We start from the raw sequence: 15,693 nt of genomic DNA, 5'->3' as shown, positions 1-15,693 counted from the left end.
GCGCCGGGGCCCGGTGGCGCCGCCGACGGCGGCCCGCCGGGCCCCGGCGCGTCCGGGCGCTAAACCGCTTGCCCCGGTGTCGGGCCCCGGCGCTAGTGTCTGCTGGTGCCCACACCGCTCTCCGCCTCTCCGGCCGCCGAGCCGCTGATCCGCGCCCGCGGCCTGGTCAAGCGCTTCGGCGACTTCACCGCCGTCGACGGGATCGACGTCGAGGTGGCGCCGGGCGAGGCATTCGGCTTCCTCGGCCCCAACGGCGCCGGAAAATCATCCACCATGCGGATGATCGGCTGCGTGTCCAGCCCCACCGCGGGCGAGCTGAGCATCCTCGGCATGGACCCCGTCCGCGACGGCGCGAGGATCCGGGCCCGGCTGGGGGTCTGCCCGCAGCAGGACAATCTCGACGTCGACCTCACCGTGCGCGAGAACCTCACCACCTACGCGCGCTACTTCGGGCTGTCCCGGCGGGAGGCGCGGCGGCGGGCCGACGAGCTGCTGGAGTTCGTGCAGCTGGCCGACCGCGCCGACAGCAAGGTCGAGCCGCTGTCCGGCGGGATGAAGCGGCGGCTGACCATCGCCCGCGCGATGGTGAACGAGCCCGATCTCGTACTGCTGGACGAGCCCACCACCGGCCTGGACCCCCAGGCCCGCCACCTGCTGTGGGAGCGGCTGTTCCGGCTCAAGCAGCGCGGCGCCACCCTGGTGCTGACCACCCACTACATGGACGAGGCGGAGCAGCTGTGCGACCGCCTGGTGGTCATGGACGGCGGCCGGATCGCCGCCGAGGGCTCGCCCCGCTCGCTGATCGAGACCTACTCCAGCCCCGAGGTGGTCGAGGCGCGCTTCGGCGACGCCGAACCGGCCGAGTACGCCGAGAAGCTGGCCGGGATCGGCGACCGGGTCGAGGCGCTGCCCGACCGGGTGCTGGTCTACGCCGCCGACGGCGACGCCGCCGTCGCCGCGATCCACGCCCGGGGCCTGGCGCCGTCGACCACCCTGGTGCGCCGCTCCTCGCTGGAGGACGTGTTCCTGCACCTCACCGGTCGGACGCTGGTCGACTAGCCATGGCAGCCACCCAGACGCCCGCCGCCGAGCGCCGGCAGGTCCACCCCACCCTGGCGGTGCTCGAACGCCAGCTGCACCTCTACCGCCGGCTCTGGCAGGCGTCGGTCTTCTCGTCCTTCGTGATGCCGGTGCTCTTCCTGCTCAGCTTCGGCATCGGCGTCGGCGGCTACGTCGGCGAGCTGGGCGGGGTCGACTACCTCGCCTGGATCGTGCCCGGGGTGCTGGCCTCCGTCGCCTTCCAGATGTCGGTCGGGGAGTCCACCTACGGCGTGCTCGGCGACTTCAAGTGGATCCGCGGCTACCAGGCGATGCAGGCCACCCCGGTGCGGGTCCGCGACATGGTCGGCGGCTGGCTGGCCTACATGCTGCTGCGGGTCCTGATCGCCTCCGTGGTCTTCCTCGGCGTCGCCGCGCTGTTCGGCGCGCTGCACTCCCCGTGGGCGCTGGCCACCCCGCTGGTGTGCGGGCTGCTCGGGCTCGCGGTGTGCGCGCCGACCACCGCCTTCGCCGCCACCATCGACCACGACAGCTACTTCGCGCTGCTGTTCCGCTTCGTAGTGGTGCCGTCCACCCTCTTCGCCGGGGTCTTCTTCCCGGTGGAGCAGCTGCCCGACGTGGTGCGGCCGCTGGCGTACCTGTCGCCGCTGTGGCACGGCGTGGAGCTGTGCCGGGCCGCCACCCTGGGCACCGCCCCCGGCTGGCCGGCCCTGGCGCACCTGGGCTACCTGGTGCTGTGGGCGCTGCTCGGCAGCGCGTGGGCGGTGGCGGCCTTCGGCCGCCGCCTCCGGAAATGATCGGGGACGACCATGCTCACCACTCTGCTGGCCGCCCGGCTGCCCGCCGTCTCAGGGGCCCGGGTGGGCGCGGTCATGGGCCGCAACGTCGCCTCGCTGCGCTCGGGGCCGTCGTACTGGATCGTGCTGGTCTCGGGCTTCTTCGAGCCGCTGCTGTACCTGCTGTCCATCGGGGTGGGCGTGGGGGCGCTCATCGGCGAGCTGCGGCTGGAGGACGGCCGGGTGCTGTCCTACGCCGTCTTCGTGGCGCCGGCCATGCTGGCGGTGTCGGCGATGACCGGTGTGCTCGCCGAGACCACCTTCAACTTCTTCTTCAAGATGAAGTACTCCAAGACCTTCGAGGCGATCCTGGCCACCCCGGTGGGGCCGCTGGAGGTGGCGCTGGGCGAGCTGAGCTGGGCCGTCGTGCGCGGCTCCTTCTACACCGCTGTCTTCATCGGCGTGATGGTCGCGATGGACCTGGTCAGCCTGGGCTGGGCGCTGGCGGCCTTCCCGGCCACCGTGCTGGTCGGCTTCGCCTTCGGCGCCGTGGGCATGGCGCTGAGCACCCTGATGCGCGGCTGGCAGGACTTCGACCTGCTGAACACCGGGCAGTTCGCCCTCTTCCTGTTCTCCGGCACCTTCGCGCCGGTGCAGGCGTACCCGCTCGGGGTCGAGATCCTCATCCAGCTCACCCCGCTGTACCACGCGGTGGAGCTGGTGCGCGGCCTGGCCCTGGGCTCGCCTGGGCCCGGGCTGCTGCTCAACACCGCCTACCTGGTGGCCATGGCGCTGGCCGGGCTGCTGTTCGCGGCGCGGCGGGTCGAGCGGCTGCTGTGCGCCTGAGGGCGCGGGCCTCGTAAACCGGATGCCGCCGCCCGGCCGGTCGGCTAGGGTTTCGGTGTTCTCCAGCGGGTTCCGGCCGAGGGACCCGCACGCAGGAGGTGCACGCATGCGACTGGCGGAGGCGCTGAACCGCCGGGCCGACCTCAACGCGCGCCTGGGCGAGCTGCGCAAGCGCGTCCTGGCCAACGCCCGCTACCAGGAGGGCGGCGCCCCGGCCGAGGACCCCGAGGAGCTGCTCGCGGAGTTCGGCCGGCTCGCCGACGAGCTGGAGGCGCTGATCCGGCGCATCAACGCCACCAACCTCGCCACCCCGTTCGGCGACGGCCGCACCCTCACCGACGCGCTGGCCCGCCGCGACGTGCTGCGGATCCGCCAGCAGCTGCACTCCGCGCTGGCCGACGGCGCCAGCCAGCTGCAGCCGCGGATGCGGGCGGCCGAGATCCGCACCGTCCCGTCGGTCGACGTCGCGGCGGTGCGGCGCGCCGCCGATGAGCTGGCCCGCGAGTTCCGGCGGCTCGACACCCGGATCCAGGAGCTGAACTGGACCACGGAGCTGGTCGGCTGAACACACTCCGCGACGGCAGTCGGTAGCCGTTTCTGCACGGGCGAGCACATTCTCTTTCTGGCCATCAAAGGCTCACTCTCCGGGCCATGGGGCTGGCCCCACGCATGGGTATCCACCCATCACCGCGCAGCCCGCACGGCGCACTGGGGCACAGGGAACCGTTCATCACTCACCACCAGGTGCTGACGTGCAGACGCGGTGAGGGCGGGTCAGGGGACCTGCCGTCGCGGCGCGGGCCCCGGTGGCCGGGCGTTCCCGCCCGGCCACCCGGGCCCGCACTCTGCTCCGCCGGGGGTGGTTCAGCCGCCCAGCAGGCCGTGCAGCAGCCCGGCCGTGCGCACCGCCGCCCGCACGTCGCCGGGGTCCTCGCCGTCCTCCACCAGCCAGACCGCCGAGAGCACCGCCTGGGCGAAGCACCACCCGGCCAGCCGCTCCCGGTCCACCGCCAGCTCGTCGGCGAGCAGCCCGATCCGGCGGCGCAGCGTACCGGCCTCGTCGGGCGTGTCGTAGCGGTCCTGCCACAGGTTGCGCACCAGCGCGCCCGCCTCGTAGCAGGGCTCCCCCGTGACGCCCTTGGGGTCGATGGCCACCCAGCGGTCGCCGCCGTCCAGGATGTTGTCGTGGTGCAGGTCGCCGTGGAGCAGCACCGGCGGCGCCGAGCCGGCCAGCAGCTCCGCGAAGAGGCGTTCGGCCGGCTCGAACAGCTCGGCCGGCAGCGGGCCGGCGCCGCCGCCGTGCGCGGCGCGGTGCCGGGCGAAGCCGGCACCCCAGTCGGCGACGCTCGGGAAGCCGTCCGGCGGCGGGCCCGCCTCGTGCAGCACCCGCATCACCTCGGCCGCGGCGGAGGTGGCGCGGAGGTCGTCGGCCGCCGCCGTCGCCACCAGGCTCTCGCCGGGCCGGACCCGGCCCAGCAGCAGGGCTCCGCCGTACTCCTCGATGCCGACCAGGTCGGCGTCGAGCACCTCGGCGGCCCGCCGCGGTCCGAAGTGGCGCAGCGCCGCCGCCTCCAGCGGCAGTTCGACGGTGCGGGGGTGGCAGAGCTTCAGCACGGCGTCGGTGCCGTCGTGGCGGCGCGCCGCGACCACGTAGTTGTAGGAGAGCGGGAAGGGCTCCGCCGAGATCCGCAGACCCCAGCGGCGGCTGTACCGGTTGAGCAGGCCGGGCAGGTCACGCAGCCAGCGCTCGCCGTCGGCGCCGCAGCGCAGCCGCACGTCCTCGGCGAAGTCGTCGGGGATCACCGGGATGTCGGCGGGCTCCGGCGGCGGACCGACCGGGCGGCGCGGACGGCCGGGCGGGCGGCGGGCACCGGCGCCGCTGGGATCGGGGCGTGCGGGCACGGGCGGGCTCCCTTCGCCGGCGGACGGGGGGCGGCGCGGACCGTGCCAGCCTATGCGCGGCCGGCCGCGCCGCCCGCCCCGGGGCGGCGCCGCGGCCCCGGCCGGAACCCGTCCGGGCCATGGGTCGCCTCCGGCGGTCGGGGCCGGGGCGCGTCCTCGCCGGGGCGGGGCGCAGCCGATAGCGTGGGGGCATGCGCATCGTCATCGCGGGAGGACACGGCCGGATCGCCCTGCGGCTGGAGCGGCTGCTCAGCGGGCGCGGCGACCAGGTGGCCGGGCTGATCAGGAACCCCGACCACGCCGACGCCCTGCGGGCCGAGGGCGCCGAGCCGATCCTGCTCGACCTGGAGAAGGCGACGGTCACCGAGGTGGCCGACCGGATCAACGACGCCGACGCGGTCGTCTTCGCGGCCGGGGCGGGTCCGGGCAGCGGCGCGCCCCGCAAGGAGACCGTGGACAAGAACGCCGCGATCCTGCTGGCCGACGCCGCGCACCTCACCGGGGTTCGCCGCTACCTGATGGTGTCGTCGATGGGCGCCGACGACGAGCCGCCCGCCGACGCCGACCCGGTGTTCGCCGCCTACCTGCGGGCCAAGGGGGCGGCAGACGCCGACCTGCGCACCCGCACCTTCGACATCGACTGGACGGTGCTGCGGCCCGGGCGGCTCACCGACGACCCCGGCACCGGCCGGGTCGCCCTGGCCGAGCGTGCCGAGCGCGGCTCGGTCACCCGCGACGATGTCGCCGCCGTGCTGGTGGCGCTGCTGGACGAGCCCGCCACCGCGCACCGCTCTTTCGACCTGGTCCAGGGCGACACCCCGATCGCCGACGCGGTGGCCGCCACCGTTCGGTAGCGGGCGGCGCCGCAGGGCTCCCACGGCAGGCGAACGGCCCCGGCGTGCGGGAAGCGCCGGGGCCGTTCGAGGTGGGGAGCGGTCAGACGCCGCGGGAGACGATGTCGTCGGAGAGCGGCGCGAGCGCGGTGATGATCTCCTTGGTGGTGGTCTCGGGCACCCCGGCCGCCAGCAGGGAGGCGGTGAGGTGCTCGACAACCAGGTCGAAGTGCGCCTGCTCGATGCCGCGGCCGAGGTGGGCGTCGCGCATGCTCTGCCCGGTGTACTCCACCGGCCCGCCCAAAGCGGCGGCGAAGAACTCCACCTGCCTGCCCTTGAGCTTGGGCATGCTGATGCCGGTGAAGAAGGGGGCCAGCCGCTCGTCGGCCAGCACCCGGCCGTAGAAGTCGTCCACGACGGCCTCGATGGCCTCGTGGCCGCCGATGGCGTCGTAGATGGTCCCGTTGGTCTCCGTCATGGTCTCTCCTGGCGCGCGGGGCAGTGAACGGCCACTACAAGACCAGGGACACCACAACCGTGTCAACGCCACTACCGTACGCTTATGCCCCACCCGCACCTTTCGTCCCATTCACCACAGCGCGTGATCACGCAGAGCGCGGTCCGGGCGCCGGAACGCCGGAGCCCCCGCGCACGGCGGGGGCTCCATCGGCTCGGACCGGCTCAGCCGTCGGCGCTGACCACGCCGACCGGGCAGGACACGCCGTTGGCGGTCAGCCCGCAGTAGCCGTTGGGGTTTTTACTGCTTGACAAATACTGCTGGTGGTAGTCCTCGGCGAAGTAGTACGGGCCCGCCGGGGCGATCTCGGTGGTGATGTCGCCGTAGCCCGCCTCGGCCAGCAGCGGCCGGTAGGCCGCGCGAGTGCGCTCGGCCGCCTCGCGCTGGGCCTCGGAGTGGTAGTAGATCGCCGAGCGGTACTGGGTGCCGATGTCATTGCCCTGGCGGTGGCCCTGGGTGGGGTCGTGCTCCTCCCAGAAGACCTTGAGCAGCTCGGCGTAGCTCACCCGCTCGGGGTCGAAGACCACCCGCACCGCCTCGGCGTGACCGGTGCGGCCGCTGCACACCTCTTCGTAGGTGGGATTGGGGGTGTGGCCGCCCGCGTAGCCCACGGAGGTGGTGACCACCCCGTCGAGCTTCCAGAACAGCCGCTCCACGCCCCAGAAGCAGCCCATCGCGAAGTCGGCGATCTCGGTGCCCTCGGGGTAGGGCCCGTCGAGCGGGGTGCCGAGCACTTCGTGGCGGCCGGGTACGGTGATCGGCTCGGCGCGTCCGGGCAGGGCGTCGGACGCGTCGACCATGCGGCTCTTGGCGGCGCCGAACAGGCTCATCAGATCTCCTCCACACCTTCGCGGCCGCCCCGCGCGGGGCGCGCCGCAGCGTCTACCGAACAGCGTCGGGCGATCCCTGCTTGTTCCCCGGGCACGGCCCGGCCGGGGGAAGGCTGCTGGACATTACCGTTAAGGATCGCTTAGAAGACAGGCGATATTTCCTGACGTAATCTGCGGCTTGTGTCCGAATCCAACCGCGGTGTCGGCTACGGCCTGGCCGCCTACATCTGCTGGGGTCTTTTTCCACTCTACTGGCCGCTGCTGGAGCCCTCGGGATCGGGCGAGATCCTGGCGCACCGCATGCTCTGGTCGCTCCCCGCGGTGCTCGTCCTGCTCGCCGTGGTCCGCAACTGGGGCTGGGTGCGCGGCGTGCTGCGCAGCCCGCGCAAGCTGGCGCTGCTGACCGCCTCCGCCCTCGTCATCACGCTGAACTGGGGCGCCTTCATCTACGCCGTCAACAGCGGGCAGACGCTCCAGGCGGCGCTGGGCTACTTCATCAACCCGCTGGTCAGCGTGCTGTTCGGTGTGGTGGTCTTCCGCGAGCGGCTGCGGGCGCCGCAGTGGGTGGCGGTCGGCCTGGGCGCGGTCGCGGTGGGGGTGCTCACCCTCAACGTCGGCCAGCCGCCGTGGCTGGCGCTGACGATGGCCTTCTCCTTCGCCACCTACGGGCTGCTGAAGAAGTTCGCCGGGGTCGACGGCACCGAGAGCCTGACCGTCGAGACCGCGATCATGTTCCTGCCCGCCCTCGGCTACATCCTCTTCCTCCAGTTCCAGGGCACCGCCGCCTTCGGGCACGTCTCCGTGGCGCACACCGCGCTGATGGTCGGCTCGGGGGTGATCACCGCGCTGCCGCTGGTCTTCTTCGGGGCGGCCGCCTACCGGGTGTCGATGACGACCATCGGGATGCTCCAGTACTGCGCGCCGGTGCTGCAGTTCCTGATCGGCTGGCTGGTCTTCGCGGAGGAGATGTCCACCAGCAGGTGGATCGGCTTCGGCCTGGTCTGGGCGGCGCTGGCGGTGTTCAGCTTCGACCTGGTGCGCCAGGGGCGGCGGCACCGGCGCCTGGCGCGACCCGCCGCGGCGGGGGTCGAGGAGGGGGCGGGGCCGGTGCCGGACCGGCTCGATCCGGTGCGCTGAGGGCCGCCCGGGGGACCCGCCGGCCGGAGCGGGGGCCGGCGGCGCGGCGGGCCTCCCGGGCGGCGCCCGTCCAGGCGGCCCGCCGCGCGGGCCGGTCCGGTCAGGCGGGGCGGTCGGGGCCGTCGTCCTCCTCGACCTCGATGCGCTCCTTGCGCAGCCGGCCGCGCACCGTCTCCTCGTCGACCACGTCCTCGGTCTCCAGCGTGACCCGCTCCACCGGGACGGTCTCCGTCATCACCACGGGGTGGTCCCGGTAGGTGATGACCTCCTCCTCGCCCTCGGAGATCACGGCGTCGCCGGGGCGCTCGTCCTCGCCGATCGGCTCGCGGCGCACGTGCACCTCCTGGCGGTGCACCGGCACCGTGCGCTCGACCTCCTCGGTGTCGACGAAGCGGCGCAGCCGCACCCGGCCGGTGCGCTGCGTCTCCATGCCGATGCGCATCCGCTCCTCGGAGCGGGTGAGCCCCCGGTCCTCGACCATGTCGGTGCCGGACGGCATCGCGGCCGCCTCGCCCCCGGGCTCTGCCGTCCCGGCGCGGGCGTCCATGTCCGCCGTGCCGTCCGAGCCGGCCGCCATGGGTCCGGACCGGTCGGCCTGCTCGGACCCCATGCCGGGCCGCCCGGCGTCCGAGGGCGGCGTATAGCCCTCCGGCTCGGCGGCGCGCGGCCTGGGCAGGCCGTAGTGCCGGTAGACCTGCGCCTCCTCGTCCGGTGAGATGTGCTCGTCGGCGTCGACGCTGGGCGCGTCCTTGATGGTCTGCTTGTCGAACGGAACCTGCAGCTTGTCGTCCACCATCCGCGCCTGCCGCAGCGGTACGAAGCTCTCCCGCATGCCGAGCAGACCGGTGTGCACGGTCACCCACTTGGGTTCCTGGGTCTCGTCGTCGAAGTAGACCTGCTTGATCCGGCCGACGTCGGAGCCGTCCCGGTCGAGCAGGTGGTGTCCGAGGAGTTCCCGGGCCCGCATGGTCATGGCGAATCACGCTCCCCCGTGTCGATTCTTCGCCTGACAGCGGCTGACCTGCGAGGACAGCCGCGTATACAAGCGCGCGGCTACCCGGGCGGCGCAAGCAGGAAACAATCCGTACCCGGCGGGAGGTTTCGGCACCGGAGGCGCTCAGCCGGTGCGGACCACCACGAACTCGCACAGCGCCTCGAAGGCGTCGCGCGCCGGGATGTGCGGCAGGGTGCGCAGCTCGGCGCGGGCCCGCTCGACCCAGCCGAGGAGGTCGGCGCGGGCGGCGTCCATGGCCGGGTCCTTGCGCAGCAGGGTGAGCGCCTCGGTGACCTGGTCGTCGTCGAGCGCGCCCGGCGCCCCGAGCAGTTCGCGCAGCCGGGCGCCGTCGGGGCTGGTGTCGGCCAGGGCGTGCAGCACCGGGAGGGTCAGCACGCCCTCGCGCAGGTCGGTACCGGGCACCTTGCCCGACTCCACTGACTCACTGGCGACGTCGAGGATGTCGTCGGAGAGCTGGAAGGCGACGCCCAGCGCCTCGCAGGCGCGGGTGAGCGTGGCGGTGACGGCGGCGGGGGCGCCGGCGAACATGCCGCCGAAGGTGGCGGCGGTTGCGATCAGCGAGGCGGTCTTGTCGGCCACCACGCCCAGGTAGTGCTCGACCCGGTCGGTGCCGTCGGCCGGGCCGACGGTCTCGCGGATCTGGCCGCGCACCAGCCGGGCGAAGGTGCGGGCCTGGATGCGCACGGCATCGGCTCCGAGGTCGGCCAGCAGCTCGGACGCCCGCGCGAAGAGGTAGTCGCCGGTGAGGATGGCGACGGTGTTGCCCCAGCGGGAGTTGGCGCTGGCCGAGCCTCTGCGCAGCTCCGCCTCGTCCATGACGTCGTCGTGGTAGAGGGTGGCGAGGTGGGTCAGCTCGATGACGACGGCACCGTGCACCACGGCGGCGGCACCGGGGTCGCCGAACTGGGCGGCGAGCAGGGTGACCATCGGCCGGAAGCGCTTGCCCCCGGCGGTGATCAGATGCCGGGAGGCGTCGTCCACCAGGCCGTCGTCGCTGCGGACGCGGGAGCGCAGCTCGTGCTCGACGCGCTCCAGCCCCGATCCCAGCTCCGCGGCGAGCGCCGGAGGGATCCCGCGCATGCCGAAGAAGTCGTTGGGCACCGCACTGCTCACCTGACAGCTCTCCAAACCACGCGGTCGTGCCTTGCCGGACCAAGCCCCGGGCCGGCGGCGTGCGCGGCGGCCCGGCGGGGCGCCGAGCGGACCGCCGGCCGGGTCGGTACCGCGTCGCCCGGTCCGCTACCGCACGAACAGGTGCTGGGCGGCCTGGGTGGCCAGGTCCAGTACCGGCTGCGGCACCACCCCGAGCACCAGGGTAGCCGCCGCCCCGATCGCGATGACCGCCTGGCTCAGCAGTCCGGGCTTGACCACTTCGACCTGCGGCGCCGCCTCCGTGACGGCCGGCGCGGGCCGGGTGCGCACGGACACGCCGCCGGCCGCCTCCTGCGCATGCGCGGACTCGGCCACCGCCGCCCCCGAGCCCGGCTCCTCGGCCGGCTCGTCGGCGCCGGTGAAGAACATCACCACGATGATGCGGGCGTAGAAGAAGGCGGTGACGGCGCTGCTGAGCACGCCGACCACCACCAGCGGGGTGCCGCCGGCCGCCAGCGCCGCCTCGAACACCGCGAACTTGGCGATGAAGCCGCTGGTGAGCGGGATGCCGGCGAAGCCGAGCAGGAACAGCGCGAAGCTGAGCGCCAGCAGCGGCGAGCGGCGGGCCAGCCCGCGCCACTGGTCGAGGCGGACGGCCTCGCCCTGGGAGTCGCGCACCAGGGTGACGATCGCGAAGGCGCCGATGGTGGAGAAGCCGTAGACCGCCAGGTAGAACAGCGAGGCGCCCAGGCCCTGCGCGGAGGTGGCGGCCAGCGCGGTCAGGATGAAGCCGGCGTGCACCACCGAGGAGTAGGCCAGCAGCCGCTTGACGTTCGTCTGGGTGACGGCGACGACCGCGCCGACCACCATGGTGAGGATGGCCACCACCCAGATCATCGGCCGCCAGTCCCAGGCCATCGCGCCGAAGGCGACGTAGAACACCCGCAGCATCGCGCCGAAGGCGGAGACGAGGGTGACCGAGGCCATGAAGGCGGTGATCGGGGTGGGCGCGCCCTGGTAGACGTCGGGCTTCCAGTTGTGGAAGGGGACGGCGCCGATCTTGAACAGCAGGCCCACCGCGATCAGCGCGATGCCGAGCAGCAGCAGCACCTCGCCGCCGCCGGCCGCCGCGGCCGCGTCGGCGATCGCCGACAGCCGCACCGAGCCGGCATAGCCGTAGATCATCGCGATGCCGAAGAGGAAGAAGGCCGAGGAGAAGGCGCCGAGCAGGAAGTACTTGACCGCCGCCTCCTGGGAGAGCAGCCGGCGGCGCCGCGCCAGGCCGCACAGCAGGTACAGCGGCATCGAGAGCACTTCGAGCGCGATGAACATGGTGAGCAGGTCGTTGGCGGCCGGGAAGAGCAGCATGCCCAGCACCGCGAAGAGCACCAGCGGGTAGACCTCGCTGTGCTCGCGGCCGGCCAGGATGCCCTGGCGCTCCTCCTCGCTGCCCGGAACCGCCGCCGCCTCCGCGGCGAAGGAGCCGTCGCCGACCCGCCGCTCCGCGATCAGCAGCAGGCTGACGAAGCTGAGCAGCAGGATGACGGCCTGCAGGAACAGGGTGGGCCGGTCGACGGCGACGGTGCCGCCCGCGACCAGGATGCCGCCGGTCTCGGGCAGCTGCGGGGAGGCGGCCTGAACCAGGGTGAGGCCGAAGGCGGCGCCCACCGCGAGCAGGCTCAGCCCGACCTGGAAGGAGCGGCGGACCTCGCGCGGCGCGAAGGCCTCGACCAGCACCGCGAGCACGCCGGCGGTGAAGACCACCAGCATCGGCAGCAGCAGGCCGTAGTCGATGTCCGGCGGCTGGAACGGCGGCGCGGCGAGCGACCCCGCCACGGTCAGCGTATTCACTCGCTTGTTCCTTCCTCAGCTGCGGCGGGCACCTCGGGCGCCGGATCGGTGGCACCGACCTGCTCCAGGGTGGACTCCACCGCCGGGTTGACGACGTCCAGCATCGGCTGGGGGAAGAGGCCGAGCAGCACGAGCAGCGCGACCAGCGGTCCGACGGCCAGCAGCTCGCGCGGGGAGAGGTCGGCGAACGGGGCGGCGCCCTCGGGCCGCGGGCCGGTCATCGTGCGCTGGTAGAGCCACAGGATGTACAGGGCGGCCAGGATCACGCCGAGCGCCGCGATGATCGCGATCACCGGGTAGCGGGTGAAGGTGCCCATGAAGACCAGGAACTCGCTGACGAACGGGGACAGGCCCGGCAGCGAGAGGCTGGCGAGCCCGGCCACCAGGAAGGTGCCGGCCAGCAGCGGGGCGGTGCGCCCGACGCCGGTGTAGTCGCCGATCAGCTGAGAGCGCTCGGTGCGGCGCAGCATCAGGAAGCCCACGATGAGGAAGAGCGCCCCGGTGGACAGGCCGTGGTTGACCATGTAGAGCGCGGCGCCGGCGTGGCCCTGGGTGGTGAAGGCGAAGACACCCAGCACGATGAAGCCGAAGTGCGAGACCGAGGTGTAGGCGACCAGGCGCATCATGTCGGTCTGGCCGATGGCGACGACGGCGCCGTACAGGATGCTGATCAGCGCCAGGATGACGATCGGCCAGGCGGCCCAGCGGGACGCCTCGGGGAACAGCTCCAGGCAGAAGCGGAGCATGCCGAAGGTGCCGACCTTGTCCAGCACGCCGACCAGCAGCACGGCGGTGCCGGGCCGGGCGGACTCCGCGGCGCTGGGCAGCCAGGTGTGCACCGGCCACAGCGGCGCCTTGATCGCGAAGGCGATGAAGAAGCCGAGGAAGAGCCAGCGGGCGGTGGCGGGGTCGATGTCGGCGGCCATCGCGGCCAGCGGCTCCCACAGGAAGGTGGCCTCGCCCTGCTGCCCGGCCGCCACGTACAGCCCGATGACCGCGACCAGCATCAGCAGGCCGCCGAAGAGGCTGTAGAGCAGGAACTTGATCGCCGCGTAGCGCCTGCGCCCGGTGCCGAAGCCGCCGATCATGAAGTAGACCGGGATCAGCATCGCCTCGAACACGACGTAGAAGAGGAAGACGTCGGTGGCGGCGAAGACCGCGATCATCATGGCCTCGAGCACCAGGATGAGCGCGAAGTAGGTCTTGGTGCTGTACTTGCTGGTGGAGGCGTCGACCTCGTTCCAGCCGGCCAGCACCACCAGCGGCACCAGCAGCGCCGACAGCAGGATCAGCAGCAGCGCGATGCCGTCGACGCCGACCGCGTAGCTGATCCCGAAGGCCGGGATCCACGGGTAGACCTCTTCGAACTGGAAGCGCGGGCCGCCGGGGCTGAACTGGAGGGCCATCGCGGCGACGACGGCGAGGACCAGCACGGAGAAGGCCAGGGTGACCTGCTTGGCCCGCTCGGCGCCGGAGCTGGGCATCGCCGCCACCACGACCGAGCCGATGAGGGGCAGCACGATGGCGATGGTCAGCCAGGGAATCGCGGACACTTAGATCCTCACCACCAGCGGAGCGGCCGCGAGCTGAGCGGCGTTGACGGGCTTGCGGGCGGGCGTCGTGGCCGACGCCGCCGGGGACGTGACGGCGGTGGGCGGGAGCGCGGACCTGGCGGGCATGGCGCCCACCTTGCCAGACCTCGCGGGAGCCGGCTCCGGAGCGGGCCGGTTGTCCACAGGCCGGCCGCCGCGGCCGGCACTTGTCCACAACCCGCCGGTAACCCCTGCGCCGGACGCGGCGGCCGCGGGAGAATGGAAGTGGGGTCGCCCCCCTGGGCGGGCGGGGGATGGGGGTGTGGGGAGCGCGGGCCGGGTCACAGCTGCACCACCAGCATCGCGCCGACGACCAGGGCGGCGCCGAAGAACATGGACAGGGCATAGCTGCGGGCGAAGCCGCTCTGCTGGAGGCGGAGCCGGCCGGACAGGCCGCGGACCGCGCCGGCCAGCCCGTTCACGATGCCGTCGACGCCGTGGTCGTCGACGGCGACGGAGGCGTGGGCCAGCCGCTGCCCGGGGCGCATCAGCAGCGACTCGTTGAGGGCGTCGCCGTAGAGGTCGGCGCGGGCGGCGCGGGTGAACACGCTGCCGCGCGGCGCGGTGGCCAGCTTCTCGGCCGGCGCGCGGCCGTACATCACCCAGGCGACGGCCACGCCCGCGACCATCAGGCCCAGCGCGACCAGACCGGTGGGCGAGAGCGGGTTGAAGTGGTGCACCTCCGCGCCGGTCACCGGCGCGATGAACTCGGCGAAGTGGAAGACCAGCACCAGCAGGCCGCCCAGCGCCACCGAGCCCACGGCCAGGATGACCATCGGGATGGTCATCGAGCCGGGCGACTCGTGCGGGTGCGCGCCCTCGGCCCAGCGCTTGGGGCCGAAGAAGGTGAGGAACATGATCCGCGACATGTAGAAGGCGGTGAGCCCGGCGGTCAGCAGCATGATCCCGGCCAGGGTGAAGCCGAAGGCGTCGCCGCGCAGCCAGGCGGACTCGATGATGCCTTCCTTGGTGAAGTAGCCCGACAGCGGCGGCAGGCCGATGATGGCGAGGTAGCCGATGCCGAAGGTGGCGAAGGTGACCGGCATGTGCTTGCGCAGCCCGCCGTACCTGCGCATGTTCACCTCGTCGTTCATGCCGTGCATGACCGAGCCGGCGCCGAGGAAGAGCCCCGCCTTGAAGAAGCCGTGGGTGAGCAGGTGCGCGATGGCGGCGGCGTAGCCGATCGGGCCGAGCCCGGCGGCCAGCACCATGTAGCCGATCTGGCTCATGGTGGAGCCGGCCAGCGCCTTCTTGATGTCGTCCTTGGCGCAGCCGATGATCGCGCCGGCCAGCAGGGTGGCGGCGCCCACGACGGCGACGGTGGTCTGCGCGACCGGGCTCGCCTCGAAGATCAGCCCGGCCCGCACGATCAGGTAGACGCCGGCGGTGACCATGGTGGCGGCGTGGATCAGCGCGGAGACCGGGGTGGGGCCCTCCATCGCGTCCAGCAGCCAGGACTGCAGCGGCAGCTGGGCGGACTTGCCGCAGGCGCCCAGGAGCAGCAGCAGGCCGATGACGGTGACGGTGAACTGGTCGGCCTCGCCGATGTGCTCGAAGACCGGGCCGAAGGCGACCGTGCCGAAGACCGACCACATGATCATGATGGCGATGAGCAGGCCGAAGTCGCCGACCCGGTTGACCACGAAGGCCTTCTTGGCCGCGACCGCCGCCGAGGGCTTGTGCTGCCAGAAGCCGATCAGCAGGTAGGAGGCGAGGCCCACGCCCTCCCAGCCGACGAAGAGCAGCGCGAAGTTGTCGGCCAGCACCAGGGTGAGCATGGCCGCCACGAAGAGGTTGAGGTAGCCGAAGAAGCGGCGGCGGCCCTCGTCGTGGGCCATGTAGCCCACGGAGTAGATGTGGATCAGCGAGCCGACACCGGTGATCAGCAGCGCGAAGGAGATCGACAGCGGGTCGAGCAGCAGGTTGACGTCGACGGTGAAGGAGCCGGTGGAGATCCACTGGTACACCGGGACGATCCGGCTGCGCTCCTCGGGCGCGTATCCCAGCAGCTGCGTGAAGGCGGCCACGGCGACCGCGAAGCTCGCCAGGGAGGCGGCCGCGCCCAGCCAGTGGCCCCACCGGTCGGCGCGGCGGCCGGCCAGCAGCAGGATGGCGGCGCCCAGCAGCGGGAAGGCGATGAGCAGCCACGCGAGGCTGTGGATCCCCCCGTCGGCCGCCGCGGTGCTCGCCCGCTCGACAGCCTCGTGGGCGCTGTCGGCGGCAAGGATGCCGGTCACGTCGCT

15 protein-coding genes are annotated in these 15,693 nt (G+C 72.9%); 6 read left to right on the top strand and 9 right to left on the bottom strand.

What is annotated here, in order from left to right:
• Positions 1-105 precede the first annotated feature (105 nt).
• The 4 genes from CLV72_RS12715 to CLV72_RS12700 all read left to right on the top strand — a co-directional run bounded on the left by CLV72_RS12715 (position 106) and on the right by CLV72_RS12700 (position 3,246).
• On the top strand, positions 106-1,059 hold the full coding sequence (locus CLV72_RS12715) for an ABC transporter ATP-binding protein (RefSeq protein WP_106245009.1): 954 nt from the start codon (positions 106-108) through the stop codon (positions 1,057-1,059).
• Positions 1,060-1,061: 2 nt separating this feature from the next.
• Positions 1,062-1,856 carry an ABC transporter permease gene (locus CLV72_RS12710; protein ID WP_106245006.1) on the top strand — a complete coding sequence of 265 codons (795 nt, stop codon included), beginning with the start codon at positions 1,062-1,064 and terminating at the stop codon, positions 1,854-1,856.
• A 12-nt stretch (positions 1,857-1,868) separates the two neighbouring features.
• The gene (locus CLV72_RS12705) at positions 1,869-2,681 is read left to right on the top strand and encodes an ABC transporter permease (RefSeq protein ID WP_106245003.1); all 813 of its coding nucleotides are present in this window, start codon (positions 1,869-1,871) and stop codon (positions 2,679-2,681) included.
• Between the two features lie 106 nt (positions 2,682-2,787).
• The gene (locus CLV72_RS12700) at positions 2,788-3,246 is read left to right on the top strand and encodes a DIP1984 family protein (RefSeq protein WP_106245001.1); all 459 of its coding nucleotides are present in this window, start codon (positions 2,788-2,790) and stop codon (positions 3,244-3,246) included.
• A 299-nt stretch (positions 3,247-3,545) separates the two neighbouring features.
• Here CLV72_RS12700 and CLV72_RS12695 read toward each other — a convergent pair whose 3' ends face one another.
• Complete coding sequence (locus CLV72_RS12695) at positions 3,546-4,583, bottom strand: aminoglycoside phosphotransferase family protein (protein ID WP_106244998.1); 1,038 nt, start codon at positions 4,581-4,583, stop codon at positions 3,546-3,548.
• Positions 4,584-4,774: 191 nt separating this feature from the next.
• Here CLV72_RS12695 and CLV72_RS12690 point away from each other — a divergent pair, with 191 nt between their 5' ends.
• On the top strand, positions 4,775-5,437 hold the full coding sequence (locus CLV72_RS12690) for an SDR family oxidoreductase (protein ID WP_106244996.1): 663 nt from the start codon (positions 4,775-4,777) through the stop codon (positions 5,435-5,437).
• An 82-nt stretch (positions 5,438-5,519) separates the two neighbouring features.
• Here the strand turns inward: CLV72_RS12690 and CLV72_RS12685 are convergent, their stop codons facing one another.
• On the bottom strand, positions 5,520-5,894 hold the full coding sequence (locus CLV72_RS12685; RefSeq protein ID WP_106244994.1) for a group I truncated hemoglobin: 375 nt from the start codon (positions 5,892-5,894) through the stop codon (positions 5,520-5,522).
• 203 nt (positions 5,895-6,097) lie between these two features.
• On the bottom strand, positions 6,098-6,757 hold the full coding sequence (gene msrA / locus CLV72_RS12680; protein WP_170140972.1) for a peptide-methionine (S)-S-oxide reductase MsrA: 660 nt from the start codon (positions 6,755-6,757) through the stop codon (positions 6,098-6,100).
• Positions 6,758-6,943: 186 nt separating this feature from the next.
• On the opposite strand from msrA, the gene rarD reads away from it, so the two are divergent.
• Complete coding sequence (gene rarD, locus CLV72_RS12675; RefSeq protein ID WP_106244991.1) at positions 6,944-7,900, top strand: EamA family transporter RarD; 957 nt, start codon at positions 6,944-6,946, stop codon at positions 7,898-7,900.
• Positions 7,901-8,000: 100 nt separating this feature from the next.
• Here rarD and CLV72_RS12670 read toward each other — a convergent pair whose 3' ends face one another.
• The 6 genes from CLV72_RS12670 to nuoL all read right to left on the bottom strand — a co-directional run bounded on the left by CLV72_RS12670 (position 8,001) and on the right by nuoL (position 15,687).
• Positions 8,001-8,873: a PRC and DUF2382 domain-containing protein gene (locus tag CLV72_RS12670; protein WP_106244989.1), complete on the bottom strand. Its 873-nt coding sequence runs from the start codon at positions 8,871-8,873 to the stop codon at positions 8,001-8,003.
• A 144-nt stretch (positions 8,874-9,017) separates the two neighbouring features.
• A complete protein-coding gene (locus CLV72_RS12665) occupies positions 9,018-10,028 on the bottom strand; it encodes a polyprenyl synthetase family protein (protein ID WP_106244987.1) in 1,011 nt (336 codons plus the stop codon).
• Between the two features lie 126 nt (positions 10,029-10,154).
• A complete protein-coding gene (nuoN, locus tag CLV72_RS12660; RefSeq protein WP_281262411.1) occupies positions 10,155-11,858 on the bottom strand; it encodes an NADH-quinone oxidoreductase subunit NuoN in 1,704 nt (567 codons plus the stop codon).
• Positions 11,855-13,411, bottom strand: coding sequence for an NADH-quinone oxidoreductase subunit M (locus CLV72_RS12655; protein ID WP_106244985.1), 1,557 nt, complete (start codon positions 13,409-13,411; stop codon positions 11,855-11,857). Before CLV72_RS12655 ends, nuoN begins: the two co-directional genes overlap by 4 nt.
• On the bottom strand, positions 13,412-13,537 hold the full coding sequence (locus CLV72_RS33620; protein WP_281262410.1) for a hypothetical protein: 126 nt from the start codon (positions 13,535-13,537) through the stop codon (positions 13,412-13,414). It abuts the gene before it with no gap.
• Positions 13,538-13,731: 194 nt separating this feature from the next.
• Entirely contained in the window at positions 13,732-15,687 is a 1,956-nt protein-coding gene (gene nuoL, locus CLV72_RS12650; RefSeq protein WP_425428062.1) for an NADH-quinone oxidoreductase subunit L, read from the bottom strand.
• Positions 15,688-15,693 lie beyond the last annotated feature (6 nt).

Source organism: Allonocardiopsis opalescens, from assembly GCF_003002095.1.
Lineage (GTDB): Bacteria > Actinomycetota > Actinomycetes > Streptosporangiales > Streptosporangiaceae > Allonocardiopsis > Allonocardiopsis opalescens.
The sequence above is the reverse complement of the archived record's forward strand: the minus strand, read 5'-3'. Positions and strand labels throughout refer to the sequence as shown.